Annotated in this window: 10 protein-coding genes and 1 other annotated feature; of the genes, 4 read left to right on the plus strand and 6 right to left on the minus strand. The window is 46.7% G+C overall.

Translation table 11 applies throughout. The annotated features are described in order from the left end of the window. Nucleotides 1-18: 18 nt before the first annotated feature. The 3 genes from ACTHPG_RS13050 to leuC all read right to left on the minus strand — a co-directional run bounded on the left by ACTHPG_RS13050 (nt 19) and on the right by leuC (nt 3,882). Nucleotides 19-1,425, minus strand: a complete 1,407-nt coding sequence (locus ACTHPG_RS13050) for an N-acetylmuramoyl-L-alanine amidase (protein WP_440389809.1) — start codon at nt 1,423-1,425, stop codon at nt 19-21. A gap of 401 nt (nt 1,426-1,826) precedes the next feature. Then, nucleotides 1,827-2,429 carry a 3-isopropylmalate dehydratase small subunit gene (gene leuD / locus ACTHPG_RS13055; protein ID WP_440389811.1) on the minus strand — a complete coding sequence of 201 codons (603 nt, stop codon included), beginning with the start codon at nt 2,427-2,429 and terminating at the stop codon, nt 1,827-1,829. 31 nt (nt 2,430-2,460) lie between these two features. After that, nucleotides 2,461-3,882 carry a 3-isopropylmalate dehydratase large subunit gene (gene leuC, locus ACTHPG_RS13060; RefSeq protein WP_440390242.1) on the minus strand — a complete coding sequence of 474 codons (1,422 nt, stop codon included), beginning with the start codon at nt 3,880-3,882 and terminating at the stop codon, nt 2,461-2,463. A 373-nt stretch (nt 3,883-4,255) separates the two neighbouring features. Here leuC and ACTHPG_RS13065 point away from each other — a divergent pair, with 373 nt between their 5' ends. Further along, nucleotides 4,256-5,176, plus strand: coding sequence for a LysR family transcriptional regulator (locus ACTHPG_RS13065; protein ID WP_440389813.1), 921 nt, complete (start codon nt 4,256-4,258; stop codon nt 5,174-5,176). A 502-nt stretch (nt 5,177-5,678) separates the two neighbouring features. Here the strand turns inward: ACTHPG_RS13065 and ACTHPG_RS13070 are convergent. The 3 genes from ACTHPG_RS13070 to ACTHPG_RS13080 all read right to left on the minus strand — a co-directional run bounded on the left by ACTHPG_RS13070 (nt 5,679) and on the right by ACTHPG_RS13080 (nt 9,393). Continuing rightward, on the minus strand, nt 5,679-6,500 hold the full coding sequence (locus tag ACTHPG_RS13070) for a carbon-nitrogen family hydrolase (protein WP_440389815.1): 822 nt from the start codon (nt 6,498-6,500) through the stop codon (nt 5,679-5,681). A gap of 73 nt (nt 6,501-6,573) precedes the next feature. Beyond that, complete coding sequence (locus tag ACTHPG_RS13075) at nt 6,574-8,196, minus strand: ABC transporter substrate-binding protein (RefSeq protein ID WP_440389816.1); 1,623 nt, start codon at nt 8,194-8,196, stop codon at nt 6,574-6,576. Between the two features lie 201 nt (nt 8,197-8,397). Further along, nucleotides 8,398-9,393: an ABC transporter substrate-binding protein gene (locus tag ACTHPG_RS13080; protein WP_440389818.1), complete on the minus strand. Its 996-nt coding sequence runs from the start codon at nt 9,391-9,393 to the stop codon at nt 8,398-8,400. Between the two features lie 262 nt (nt 9,394-9,655). Here ACTHPG_RS13080 and ACTHPG_RS13085 point away from each other — a divergent pair, with 262 nt between their 5' ends. From ACTHPG_RS13085 to ACTHPG_RS13095, 3 genes are all read left to right on the plus strand, one after another. Continuing rightward, on the plus strand, nt 9,656-10,864 hold the full coding sequence (locus tag ACTHPG_RS13085) for a pyridoxal phosphate-dependent aminotransferase (RefSeq protein WP_440389820.1): 1,209 nt from the start codon (nt 9,656-9,658) through the stop codon (nt 10,862-10,864). 64 nt (nt 10,865-10,928) lie between these two features. Next, nucleotides 10,929-11,143, plus strand: a binding site (T-box leader). Between the two features lie 82 nt (nt 11,144-11,225). Then, nucleotides 11,226-12,329 carry a glutamate 5-kinase gene (gene proB / locus ACTHPG_RS13090; protein WP_440389822.1) on the plus strand — a complete coding sequence of 368 codons (1,104 nt, stop codon included), beginning with the start codon at nt 11,226-11,228 and terminating at the stop codon, nt 12,327-12,329. A 64-nt stretch (nt 12,330-12,393) separates the two neighbouring features. After that, nucleotides 12,394-13,641, plus strand: a complete 1,248-nt coding sequence (locus ACTHPG_RS13095) for a glutamate-5-semialdehyde dehydrogenase (RefSeq protein WP_440389824.1) — start codon at nt 12,394-12,396, stop codon at nt 13,639-13,641. The last annotated feature ends 36 nt before the right edge of the window (nt 13,642-13,677 follow it).

A 13,677-nucleotide genomic window follows, 5' to 3' on the forward strand; every position in this document is an offset into this window, starting at 1 on the left:
ATTTGCGCAAAATCCACTTTACAGTCCCAAAAATTCAACAATACCGTCCACAATCGCCTGTGCACATTTGTCCTGGTATTCTTCTGTGAGCATGACTGCTTCATCTGTAGGGTTACTTAAAAAACCCAATTCGAGCAACACAGCAGGCATGCTTGTTTCACGGGTTACATGCAGGCTGGCCGTTTTAACCCCACGATCCTTGAGTCCTGTTATTGGCAATACATATTTGTGAAGCGTATCAGCCAATATCTTGCTTTCCTTGCGACTGTAGAGCGTTTCAATACCATTTGGCACAGGTGTGGTGAATTTGTTTCCATGAATGGACACAAAAACATCTGCCTGATTCAATTCAGCAATGTCCACTCGCTGTTTGAGGGAAAGCTCCGTATCATCCTGGCGTGTAATGACCGTTTGAATATTCTGGTATTGTTGAAGGATTGCCTGTACCTTCAGTCCTACCGCCAGATTGAAATCCTTCTCATAAGCTCCTGATAAACTGACTGCACCCGATTGACGACCGCCATGTCCCGGATCAATGACCACAACGGTTTTGCCATCATTCGTAGGTACTGCCGGTTGGCTTGTAGGTTCTCCACTCGTGGCTGTCAGGTCAACGAGCAAGACATTGTTATCCCCAACAGACCATTTGGCCGTAGCCGTCTGACTCAGATCCAGCACGACACGCACGGTGGAAGGCGATTTACTGAATATGGCATACCGAACTTTGGAGACGATTGATGAATCTGTAACGAGAATCTGTCCACTGCCATCCGGATTAGAGGCTTGTCCCTGAATAAATGCCTGAGAAAATGTCGCTGCAGGCAGATCAACAATGATGCGGTCTGGCCCACCAATACTGGATACTTTCGGGCTGATATTGCCGTTTGTCGCTACAATCAAGCGGTCTCCGCTGAAGCTGATGCCTTGAAGTTCTGTCAGACCTTCCGGGACAGGTGCTTCGACAGGGTCACTGTCACCTTCCGTTTCGGCAACGGGAGGAATACTGAATAGGCTTACCGTCTTGGTTCCATTGTCCCAGCCAACACGCAGACCCATGCCTTCCCCGACAAAGCGTAACGGAACAAGCGTCGTTCCCTGTTTGATCAGCGGGGGCGAATCCAGGTTCACCACATTTCCATTCACTGTAGCTGCATCTTTGCCAGCCGTCATTTGGATCATGCTGTTTCCTTTTTGAACCTGGACTGACTGAGTTTCCTTCTCCCACTTCACCTTATAACCCAGGTTCTCGGATACAATTCGAATGGGAACCATGACCGTTTTTCCGGTATTCTCTGCAGGTGCTCCCGTCTGCTGCTTAATGGTTACACCGTCGAGTACAATCGAGGGCGTGGTGTCTGCATGGGCCATGACTGGAAATAAACAAAGGAACAGAAGAAAAACGACTGCTGCCGACCATTTTTTCATACCTCATCCACCATTCTTATTGTCTTTTGAACATCCGACCTGATTCTCTGCACAGCGTAACACCAATGGGTCTATGTAACCTTCCATAATCTACTAATCAGTTTATCAGATATTGTCCCTTCATCCGGTTACAACGTTGTCATATTCAGTCGGAAATAAGTTAAATAAGCAGATCACAGTTAAGAACATCATCTCTTTTACATGAATGTGTATCGATTTCGTATCCATAATGTCATAAATTTCCGATTCGAAAAAATATCATTAAATCAAAGCGCGCTTAAGATGGAGATAACTCATAAAGTTAATTTAGCTTCTGAAATTACAAAAAGCTTCTGTCTCACCGATAGGAACCTGGTCCCTTTAGCGAGGCAGAAGCTTTCTGCTGTACGATACGTTATCGATTAACCGAACAGTTTTGCCGCGTGGCGTTGCTCATACGCAGCGATTTCGTCATCATGTTGAAGAGTGAGACCGATATCGTCCAGTCCTTGCAAAAGGAATTGACGACGATGCTCATCCAGATCAAAATCGATATGCAGTCCGTATGCATCGGTAATCGTTTTGTTCTCCAGATTTACATTCATCTCATAGCCTTCATGCGTAGCTGTACGTTGGAACAAGTCTTCAACTTGCTCTTCTGACAACTTGATTGGCAAAATCCCATTTTTAAAGCAGTTATTATAGAAGATATCTGCAAAAGATGGAGCGATGACACAACGGAATCCATAGTCCATGATCGCCCATGGCGCATGCTCACGGGAAGATCCGCAGCCAAAATTGGCACGTGAGATCAGGATGGATGCCCCTTTATAACGAGGTTTGTTCATTTCGAAGGAAGCATTATTGTTGCCCTCTTCATCAAAACGCCATTCATAGAACAAAAATTGTCCAAATCCGGTACGTTCAATCCGTTTCAGAAACTGTTTCGGAATGATCGCATCTGTATCTACATTGACCCGGTCTACCGGTGCAACGATGCCTTGTAATGTTTTGAATTCTTCCATATTAAATGTTCTCCCTTCTGTCTGTTATAGATTAGATCGCTGCTTCCGTTTTGAAATTCCAGTCCCGTACGTCCACAAAGTGACCTTTAACGGCTGCTGCGGCTGCCATTGCAGGAGATACAAGATGTGTACGTCCTCCACGTCCTTGACGTCCTTCAAAGTTACGGTTGGAAGTCGAAGCACAACGTTCTCCTGGCTTCAGTACATCCGGGTTCATCGCCAGACACATGCTGCATCCCGCATCACGCCATTCAAATCCGGCTTCCGTAAAGATTTTATCCAAACCTTCCTTTTCAGCCTGAATCTTAACACGCCCTGAGCCTGGTACAACAATCGCCGTAACCTGACTGGATACGGTGTGACCTTTAGCCACTTGTGCTGCTGCACGCAGATCTTCAATGCGTCCATTGGTGCAAGAACCGATAAATACATAGTCAATTGGAATCTCGGCGATTGGTGTTCCCGGTTCAAGTCCCATATATTCAAGCGCTTTTTCAGCCGCTTTACGTTCGTTTTCGGTAGGCAATTCAGCCGGAACAGGAACTTTCGAAGAAATGTCGGTTCCCATACCAGGGCTTGTTCCCCAAGTTACTTGCGGAATCAATGTTTCGACATCGATTTCAACCACATGGTCAAACTCCGCACCTTCATCGGTTACAAGCTGCTTCCAGCTTGCTACAGCTTCATCGAACTTCGCACCCGCTGGTACGTATTCACGTCCACGCAGATATTCGAAGGTTGTTTCGTCCGGAGCGATCAATCCGGCTCTTGCTCCACCTTCGATGGACATGTTGCAGACCGTCATACGCTCTTCCATGCTCAATTCACGGATGGATTCACCTGTGTACTCAATAACATAACCTGTTGCAAAGTCTGTACCGTATTTGGCAATAACTGCAAGGATCATATCCTTCGCGGTTACACCCGGGTTACGTTTGCCGACAAAACGAACTTCCATCGTTTTGGCTTTCGCTTGTTGCAAACATTGAGTTGCCATAACGTGCTCAACTTCACTTGTTCCGATTCCGAATGCCAGTGCGCCAAACGCACCGTGTGTAGACGTATGACTGTCACCACATACAATCGTTTTACCTGGGTGAGTCAGACCCAGTTCAGGTCCCATAACGTGCACAACGCCTTGATCAACCGTGTCCAGATCATACAACTTCACGCCAAAATCACGGCAGTTTTGTGAAAGGGTATCAATTTGTTGTTTGGAGATTGGATCTGTAATGTTGAAGCGGTCTTTAGTTGGAACGTTGTGGTCCATTGTTGCAAATGTCAGCTCAGGGCGACGAACTTTACGTCCACTCAGACGAAGTCCTTCAAAAGCCTGCGGAGAAGTTACTTCGTGCACCAGATGCAGATCGATATACAGAATGCTAGGTTTTCCTTCTTCTTGATGAATTACGTGATTTTCCCAAATTTTCTCAAACATCGTTTTTTTACTCATCATTTTCACCTCATCATAAGTTCGGTCCTTGGAAGAGCCTCTGTTGCCTTTAAAAAGTGAAGCTCTTGAATGACATAAATATATCACCCTGTCCTTCATTGTTCCAAGATATAATATCTATAGATGTAATAGGTTTAACCTATAATGAGAGAATGACAAATAAACCACTGCTCACCACAGAGGTTTCAATTGATAACAATTATCATTATCATATATGTCTTATAGTACGTTCCTGCTTCTTCGCTGTCAATGCTTTTATACAAAATAAACAAGTCCCTCCTGATATTCGAGTTTACCGTAGTTCGGCAAAGAGAATGATTTCTTCATCTGTAGTGATATAATGGTGGCATAACGAAAGGAATGACCAATGACCATGGAATTCAGACAACTTCAATATACGTTGCAAATTGCGGCCGAACGCAATTTCTCCAGAGCGGCAGAAAAACTGCATATTGCCCAACCTTCATTAAGCCAGCAATTATCCAAATTGGAAAAAGAATTGGGAGTGCTGTTGTTTCAGCGTAATACGAGTACCGTGGAGTTAACCCATGCCGGTGTGACGTTTGTCGAGCAAGCCCAGAAGATCGTAGATGCCATGGAGTTATTGCGTCAGGAAATGTCAGACATCTCCCAGCTTCGCAAAGGCAAAGTCGTTGTGGGCAGCATGCCGATCACGGGTTCACATCTTCTCCCACACGTGCTTCCTGCATTCCAACAAGCGTATCCCGAAATTGAAGTGACTTTGTTGGAAGACTCCGGGCTGACCCTTGAGAAATTGACAGCAAGCGGCAAAGCTGATCTGAGTCTGTTATCTCTGCCTTTACAAGAACCAAGCTTGTCTTATGTAACCATTGGCGAAGAACGGATTGATCTGGCGGTTCCCCCAAATCACCCTCTGGCACGCAGGGCAGATCCGGAGAATCCGCTTCCTGTGCGAATTGAAGAGCTTCGGGACGAACCCTTTGTTGTATTAAAAAAAGGACAGGGATTCCGCAAACTTACATTTGATCTTTGTGAGCAGGCCGGTTTTGATCCTCAGGTTGTGTTTGAGAGCACAAATATTGAAACCGTTCAATCACTGGTCGCCACAGGCATGGGCATTACACTGGTTCCCCGCTTTATTGCCCGTGCGCCGCGCAGTGAATTCGTACCTGTGTACGTCCCGCTTGCTGAGCCAACACCCAGCAGAACACTTGTTGTGGCTTATCGTCAAGGCAGAGTGCTGTCGAAGGCAGCCGAAGCATTCATCCATACGTTTCAACAAACTGTGGCCGAATTGTCAAAGGTAGACTAAGGAATTGTTCCGTGGTACGGGGACACTTAATACTGAACCAAAACAAAAGCTTGACCCTAATGGGCCAAGCTTTTGTCATATACTCGTTTCCCGCATCGCAGGATAGAGTTCATCGCAATCACAGTAACTGGTTAGAGTACAATGTTGCTTGTTAAGATGTTTGAATTTAATGCGAGTTTATAAAGTTAATGTAGAAACATACATAAGAAAATTTCATGTCTGGCGGTTTATCTTCGCAAATTACGATCGCTTGTCAGCCTGTTTTGCTGACTCATTACACGGCCTTCGTCCTGAACTGTTGAATCAGGGGGTGATAGCCCTCCTGCTCCATTCTCTAAGAATGCCCTTAAGTGATCTTCCCTTGTGTTATCCTGTTCCAGTCTCCTGAGCGTATCTTTCACATGGTTGTCCATTGATTGATCATCTCCTTGGTAACGGGATAGTTATCATTACCCGCGTCCTGGAAGAATAAACACTTTTTCTGAAGAATTGTATTTCAATTTTATTTTTCGCCAAAATAAACGCCAGGTCGACGGTCTTCAAATACGGGAATACGTCCGCGAACCTCATCCACCAGAGAAGGGCGAATAATTCCGGTCACGATCTCTTCCCCTTCACCGCCTTCAGCTACGATCTCCCCCCAAGGATCAATGATGAGGGAATGTCCGAAGAACTCGGTCTCTCCCCCTTTACCCACACGGTTACAGGCGATCACATACATCTGATTCTCAATCGCTCGCGCTGTAAGCAAAGTACGCCAGTGGTGCAGACGGGGGTTCGGCCATTCGGCTGGTACGATCAATGCCTTGGCACCATTTAAAGCAAGGGTGCGAGCCAGCTCCGGGAACCGGATGTCGTAACAGATCGAAGCACCCGCTGTAAGACCGTTCTGCAATTCAAAAAGTTCAGGTACTGCACCAGGCTGTAAATATTTCTCTTCGTCCATCAGACGGAACAAATGTAATTTATCGTATCGTGTTACCTGTTTTCCTTCACGATCATACGCGTACATTGTATTGTATATTTGATCATCCCGTTTCTCGGCGATTGAACCGCCAACGATGGAAATTTGATGTTTTTGGGCAAAAGCAGACAGCCACTCCCGTGATTTCTGGCCTTCCGGGTCAGCGAGTTCATGAATTTGCGTCAAAGCGTACCCGGTATTCCACATCTCAGGTAGCACAGCCAGACCCAGATCCGGATATTGTTCTACTGCACGTTCAAGCAAAGACTGCATATGTTTATGATTAGCCTCAGGGTCTCCGAGCTGAATATCACCCTGAATCAGGGCTACACGCATTTCTCCCTGTTGTTGTTCTGTCATGACAAGCACTCCTCTGAACCGTAATACCTGCTATCATAGCTTGATCCTCTTGAAGACTGCAAGCCTGTTTTTGTTATGAACTTGCACACAATAACTCAGGCAACAGGGTCAGCAATCGATCGCTCGTGAGCGCATCACCCACATTCCAGATCGACTCCTCCACAGCATACACCCGTCCATTCTGCACAGCCGGAAGGGCTTGCCAACTGGGACTTTTCATAAGCGTCTCTGTAGCTTTTCTTGCCACGATTTCCTCAGCCAGCATAACAAATACATGATCTCCCGCATACTGACGTACCGCTTCAGCTGAAATTTCCTTGTAGGCTCTGCCTGCCGCAAGTGCTTCCTTCACTTTGGTAACCGGCTTGAAACCCATTGGATGGTATAACAATGGCGCCAGCCCGATATTGCCCATAACAAATAATCGTGCACCCCGATGGTATGTAAATACGGAAGCCGTTTCTCCTGCTTCAATCGCTGTATGGATCTTCGCCCACATCTGCTTAGTACGTTCTGTATAGGAGTTTAGCCACTGTTCAGCCTGAGGTTGTCTGCCAAACCAGTTGCCCAAACAGCGCATTCGCTCGTCCAACATGGCATGTGAATTGTAAGCGAGTGTTGGTGCGATGCGGGAAAGTTGTTCATACTGCTGTTCATTGCTGCTATCAAAAATAATCAAATCCGGCTTCATGAGAACAGCTGCTTCCACATTAACCGGAGCAATCGCGTCATAGGTCTGATCTCCCAGCAACGGAATGCCCAGCATCAGCAGATCTCCCGCAGAATCTCCAAAATACATAATTCGTTCCGGGTTTACTGGAATATTCACATCATGACCCAACCAGTCTTGTACCAACGTCTGCTGTTGAATGGATCTGTCATATTGACGAGGGGATAATCCGGTCATTTGGCGAAAACGCCTGCTGAAATAATACTCATCCTTAAACCCCACGCGGCTCGCGATATCCCGAAGAGGTTCATCCGATTTGCGAAGCCATTCCTTGGCATGTTTAATGCGTACATGATTTACATAATCGAGTGGCTTGTGACCTGTGAGTTGTCTGAACAGGATCGTATACTGAACAGGTCTGATCTCCGCAAGACGTGCCAGTTTTTGTACAGTGATTTCTTCAGTATAATGGTCGTCCACATACTGAATTGTACTGTGCAGCCTTGCTTCCATGCTCTGCTCCGTCTTTGGAGAAGTGTAACGGGTAATGATCATCTCCATCCATTTTTGGAACTGTGCATTCAGACGACTGTATTCGGCATCTGTTTTATAGTTCCGAATGATATACATCTGTTCCAACAGCCCACTTAACGGAGCGTATGGATAGCCATTCAATTGGTTTCTGTGCTCAAATACAGGGCGGGTATAGAGCTCCGGATCGCCCGTCAACACATGGATAACATCAAAGTTCATCACGATGTATTTCAATTGCAAGTCATTGCGATGTTCAATCTGGTAACCCTCTCCCGGAGAAAGTGGATACACACATCCCGTAGTAAACGGATACTGTGCATCTCCAATATATAACCGTCCCTCCCCTTCTTCGCAGATCAGGAACGCATGTTTCTCGCAATCAACTTCCAGCATCCCCTGTTCAGGTGGCTCAATTCGTAGTACCAGATGATCCAGCCGAAACATGAATGCTGAAAAGAACAACACTCCTTCATCGGCATCCAGAGCCTGCATGTCAGTTCACCTCGTCTTTCCAAAATGAGAATGATTATCAATCATTCTGTATGGTCTGATTATAATTGAGAGATCGTCAATAATCCAGATATGACTTTAGTCAGCAAAAAAGAGCGCTCAACGAAAGGTTGAAGGCTCTTTTTAATTTTTAAATCTACATTACTTAAAGGTCTTACTGGTGCCTTACTAACTCATCACCAATTATTGGATCATCTGTTTTGGCAGCTCTTGTAACAACCACTCCCTGGAAACGGCATCACTTGAAGCTTTTACGATATCAAAACGATATACTTTTCCTTCTTTCACCGCAGGCAGGTTCTTCCAGATTGAACTATCCAACAATTCCTTGGTGGATTGCTTGGCATCATCGGTCACAGGATCCAGAATAAATATTCGATCACCGGCAATTTCAGATAATTTTTCAGTCGAAATCTCTGCAAATCCCATGTCTTGATCCAATACTTTCTGAATTTCCGCGGTCGGCTTCAGCCCGTCCTTTCCATATAACAACTGTGGCAATCCTGCACCTGCCATGACAAACAGACGATTCCCGGGATACATGGTGAATACCGAAGCCGTCTCCCCCTCTTTCAAGCCGTCCTCATGAAGTTGCTTCCACATCGCTTCTGTTGCTTGTTGATGATTCGTAATCCAATCCTCTGCTTCTTGCTTCTTGTTCAACAAATCGCCAAGGATACGCATACGATCTTCTATTGACCCGAATGAGTCAAATGTAACTGTGGGTGCAACCTTTGCAATCTGATCGTATTGTGCCTCATCACTGTTTGAGAAGATGATCAAATCGGGATTCAAGGCTAGCGCCTTTTCCACACTGATCGGAAACCCTACATCTTCTGCCTGAGCAACCTGATCATCGTATACGGTTCCCTCCTGATGCAGTATGCCTACTGGAACAACACCAAGCGCGAGCAGATCCCCGGTAACTTCTCCATGATAGATGACCCGCTTCGGATTTACAGGGACTTCAACCTCATGGCCAGTCCAGTCTTTGAATACCCGTGTCTCACCCTCACTCGTCTCTTCCTTTACAGTTGTGGTCTCTGTGGCTTCTGTGGCTGCCTTCGAATCTTCTGCGTTATCAGCAGGTGTTGCAGCCTGATTTCCACAAGCCAGCAGCAGAATGGATAACCACGTAATCGTTAATAATACTGCCGTATTTCGTATGCCCTTTTTCATTGCTGTTTCTCCCCCTGTATCCTGTGCCTTGTGCAATATAATTTAATGATATTGATTATCATTATCGGATATTATCATAAAACAAGGTTTCATTCAGCTCAATGGACAAAACTAAATGGGCACTTTCAGTTTTGTACAATCCTCTGCTCTTTCCTCCTACGAGCTACCTGATCAAGTAGATCTCCCTCTATACAGCTCGGGATTGGCGTGATAAATTAATGAGAACTATTTCCCATCTTTAATAACCGGAGTGATCAATATAATGACCCATTCAGACCAAACAACTGCTCGTTCAGCTTTTACGATACCGACTTCTGATGTAATGACACAGCTGCCTACGCAATTTTTTGCTACCCTTGTTCAAAATGTAAATCGTGAAATCGCAAGTGGGCATGACGTGATTAACCTGGGTCAGGGGAACCCGGATACACCCACACCCCCCCATATTGTTAAATCACTGCAAGAGTCGGCTGAAAATCCCCTTTACCATAAATACTCCCCTTTTAGAGGGTACTCTTTCCTGAAGGAAGCGGTCGCTAAACGTTATAAGGAAGATTACAATGTTGATCTGGACCCCGAAACTGAAGTAGCCATTCTGTTCGGAGGCAAAACGGGACTGGTTCAGTTACCTCAAGTCCTGCTTAACCCCGGTGACACCGTTCTCGTTCCCGATCCAGGCTACCCGGATTACTGGTCCGGTGTTGCACTCGCCAAAGCAAACATGTCATTTATGCCTTTGCTGGAGTCCAATGCATTCCTGCCGGATTACGAAGCTGTTACAGCCGAAGATCGGGAGAAAGCCAAGCTGATGTTCCTGAACTATCCCAACAACCCAACGTCAGCAACGGCTCCACTTTCGTTCTACGAAGATACTGTAGAATTTGCCATTCAAAATCAAATCGTCGTTGCCAGTGATTTTGCTTACGGGGCGATTGGGTTTGACGGGCATCGTCCCGTAAGTTTCCTACAAGCCCCCGGTGCCAAAGAGGTAGGTATTGAATTCTATACGTTATCCAAGACGTACAATATGGCTGGATGGCGTGTTGGATTCGCACTCGGTAATGCAGAGATTGTTTCTAAAATCAACTTGCTTCAGGATCACATCTATGTCAGTCTTTTCGGTGGAATTCAGGCTGCGGCAACGGAAGCACTTACTGGCTCCCAGGAATGTGTCACTTCGCTGGTTTCACGTTACGAATCCCGTCGTAATGCGTTCTATGACGCTCTTTCTTCGATTGGCTGGCAAGCTTCAAAACCGGCAGGTTCATTCTTCAGCTGGTTACCTGTACCTGCAGGTTATACCTCTGCTTCATTTGCGGACTTGTTGCTGCGGGAAGCCAAGGTCGCCGTGGCCCCAGGTATTGGTTTTGGTGCTCATGGTGAAGGTTACGTGCGCGCAGGACTGCTAAGTGATGAAAACCGATTGCGTGAAGCTGTGGAGCGGATTGGCAAGCTGAATTTATTCAAGTAATTTACAGGACCATAACCCCTTTGCATATGCCAAGTTTCCATGGTATGTTATAAGAAATATTGAACGAAACGTGATGACGGGACCAGTAAGAGAATATCAGTCGCGCACAGAGAGTAAATTCCACCCTGCTGAAAGAATTTACCGCGGCTCTTCTCTGAAACCTACCCCTGAGCGGCCTGTTACGTACAGGACAGTGCCTTCTGTTACAGGGCATGAAGCCGGATGATCTGATCATCAATAAAGGTGGTACCGCGGAAGTAACAAACTTTCGTCCTTTTTAACTAAAGGGCGGGAGTTTTTTTTGTACCCGCTAAAGCCTGCTCTCGAAGCACTTATTAATCATGTTTAAGGAAGTGAAACCATGACTTCACGTATTGTAGTTAAGATTGGAAGCAGCTCGCTTACCACGGAAGAAGGCGGTCTGGATCGCAGTTCGATCACTTTTTTTGCCGGAGAAATTGCAGCATTGGCTGATCAGGGTCATGAAGTACTTCTGGTCACCTCTGGAGCGGTAGCTGCCGGATTCCGAGAGATCGGTTACCCCCAGCGCCCCAAACTTCTGCATGAGAAACAAGCTGCAGCAGCCGTTGGGCAGGCATTATTGATGCAGGCATATCAACAGGCTTTTGCAGCGCACCGCGTTACTACGGCACAAATCCTGTTAACCCGTACAGACTTTCACAGCCGTAAACGTATGGGGAATGCAGGCATGACCGTAGAAGAACTGCTCAAACAGCGAGTGATTCCGATTTTCAATGAGAATGATACCGTATCAGTGGACGAATTAAAATTTGGTGATAACGATCTGTTGTCTGCATTGGTTGCGAACCTGGTGAAGGCACAGCATCTGATCATTCTTACGGATACCAATGGGTTGTACACCGCTGACCCGCGTAAAGATCCGTCTGCCGTACGTTATGACCGTATCCCTGAAATAACGGCTGAGATCTATGCTTTTGCTGGAGGCTCGGGCTCATCGGTGGGCACAGGCGGAATGCGATCCAAAGTCGATGCAGCCAAGGTTGCTACACGTGGAGGCGTACCCGTATTTGTGGGAAGTGTGAATGAACCTGGAGATATGCAACGGGCTGTGGATGGCACGGGTAAAGGCACTTACTTTGAGACACGACTCGCTTCACTATCCCGTAAAAAGCAGTGGCTTGGCTTCATGTCTACTCCGCTGGGAACCGTCGTTGTGGATGATGGTGCTGAAGAGGCCCTTGTTCATGGAGGGCACAGTCTTCTGCCTGTAGGGGTCAAACGTGTACTGGGAACTTTTCATGCCGGAGATGTCGTCGAGGTCATTGGACTGGATGAGACCTTGCTCGGTCGCGGTATTGTCAATTATGATGATGACCAACTTCGACTCATTGCCGGACTTCCCAGTGGCGAAGTGATGAAACAACTCGCCAGTATCCACAGACTTGAGGTTATTCATAGAGACGAATGGATTACGTTAAAATAAACATAAACATGAAGCAATGTAATAGTCGAAATCCAAAACTTTATATATATGAGGAGGAATTAAGATGAGTGAAGTGAGAGAAAAAGCCAGCAAAGCTCAAGCCACGGTTCCACAGCTGAACCGATTGACTACAGAACAGAAAAATACCGCCCTGCGTGTCATGGCAGATGCATTGATTACAGAGACGGATTCCATCATTACAGCAAATGCCGAAGATCTGGAACGCGGCAGAGAACAAGGCACGCCGGAATCGATGCTGGATCGACTCGCACTTAATAAGGAGCGCATTGCTGGCATTGCTGAGGGATTACGTCAGATTGCAGATCTGCCTGATCCAGTCGGGGAAGTATTGGAGACAATCACCCGTCCAAACGGACTGCATGTTGAAAAATCAAGAGTGCCAATTGGACTCATTGGTATTATCTACGAAGCTCGTCCTAATGTAACCGTAGATGCAGCCGGACTATGTCTCAAAACAGGCAATGCAGTGCTTCTGCGCGGGGGTTCTTCTGCCCTCTCCTCTAACCGCAAAATTGTGGATGTGCTGCATCAGGCACTGGCAACGACAGACATGCCTGCGGATGCTCTGCAACTGGTTGAGGATGCAGATCGTGCTTCCGTGGATGAAATGCTCAAGTTGAACGGACTGCTGGACGTCATCATCCCACGCGGTGGGGCCTCCCTCATTCGTAATGTGGTTGCCAATGCAACTGTACCTGTTATTGAAACCGGGGCAGGCATCTGTCATACCTATGTGGATGAATCAGCTGATCCGGTCATGGCAGCCGAAATCGCCATTAATGCGAAGGCACAACGCCCATCCGTATGTAATTCCATGGAAACGTTACTCCTGCATGCCGCATATGCGGAAGAGCATCTGCCTGCTCTTGCCGAGCAATTCCGTGAGGCCAATGTGGTCTTGAAAGGTTGTGACACGGTGCGCCGTCTTGTCCCATCCGCCATTGAGGCAACCGAGGAAGACTATGCCACCGAGTATAACGATTATATTTTGAATATCCGTGTGGTCGAGAACCTGGACGAAGCGATGCAGCACATCGCACATTACGGAACCAAACATTCCGAATGTATCGTAACCCGGGATACAGCCCATGCAGAGCGCTTCATGCATGATGTGGATGCAGCAGCCGTCTATCACAATGCATCCACGCGTTTCACCGACGGATACGAATTTGGCTATGGAGCCGAGATCGGGATCAGCACTCAGAAACTGCATGCACGCGGACCGATGGGACTGCCAGCACTCACATCAACCAAATATCGGATTACCGGCAATGGACAGATTCGTCATTAATATTCCAGCACCAGTTATATAGGAGGAACGATAAAT

This window comes from Paenibacillus sp. SAF-068 (assembly GCF_051967555.1).
Taxonomy (GTDB): Bacteria; Bacillota; Bacilli; order Paenibacillales; family Paenibacillaceae; genus Paenibacillus.

Coding starts and splice junctions, on each gene's coding strand:
- ACTHPG_RS13050 (WP_440389809.1), bottom strand. CDS start 1,425: ATGAAAAAATGGTCGGCAGCAGTCGTTTTTCTTCTGTTCCTTTGTTTA.
- leuD (WP_440389811.1), bottom strand. CDS start 2,429: ATGGAAGAATTCAAAACATTACAAGGCATCGTTGCACCGGTAGACCGG.
- leuC (WP_440390242.1), bottom strand. CDS start 3,882: ATGAGTAAAAAAACGATGTTTGAGAAAATTTGGGAAAATCACGTAATT.
- ACTHPG_RS13065 (WP_440389813.1), top strand. CDS start 4,256: ATGGAATTCAGACAACTTCAATATACGTTGCAAATTGCGGCCGAACGC.
- ACTHPG_RS13070 (WP_440389815.1), bottom strand. CDS start 6,500: ATGACAGAACAACAACAGGGAGAAATGCGTGTAGCCCTGATTCAGGGT.
- ACTHPG_RS13075 (WP_440389816.1), bottom strand. CDS start 8,196: ATGCAGGCTCTGGATGCCGATGAAGGAGTGTTGTTCTTTTCAGCATTC.
- ACTHPG_RS13080 (WP_440389818.1), bottom strand. CDS start 9,393: ATGAAAAAGGGCATACGAAATACGGCAGTATTATTAACGATTACGTGG.
- ACTHPG_RS13085 (WP_440389820.1), top strand. CDS start 9,656: ATGACCCATTCAGACCAAACAACTGCTCGTTCAGCTTTTACGATACCG.
- proB (WP_440389822.1), top strand. CDS start 11,226: ATGACTTCACGTATTGTAGTTAAGATTGGAAGCAGCTCGCTTACCACG.
- ACTHPG_RS13095 (WP_440389824.1), top strand. CDS start 12,394: ATGAGTGAAGTGAGAGAAAAAGCCAGCAAAGCTCAAGCCACGGTTCCA.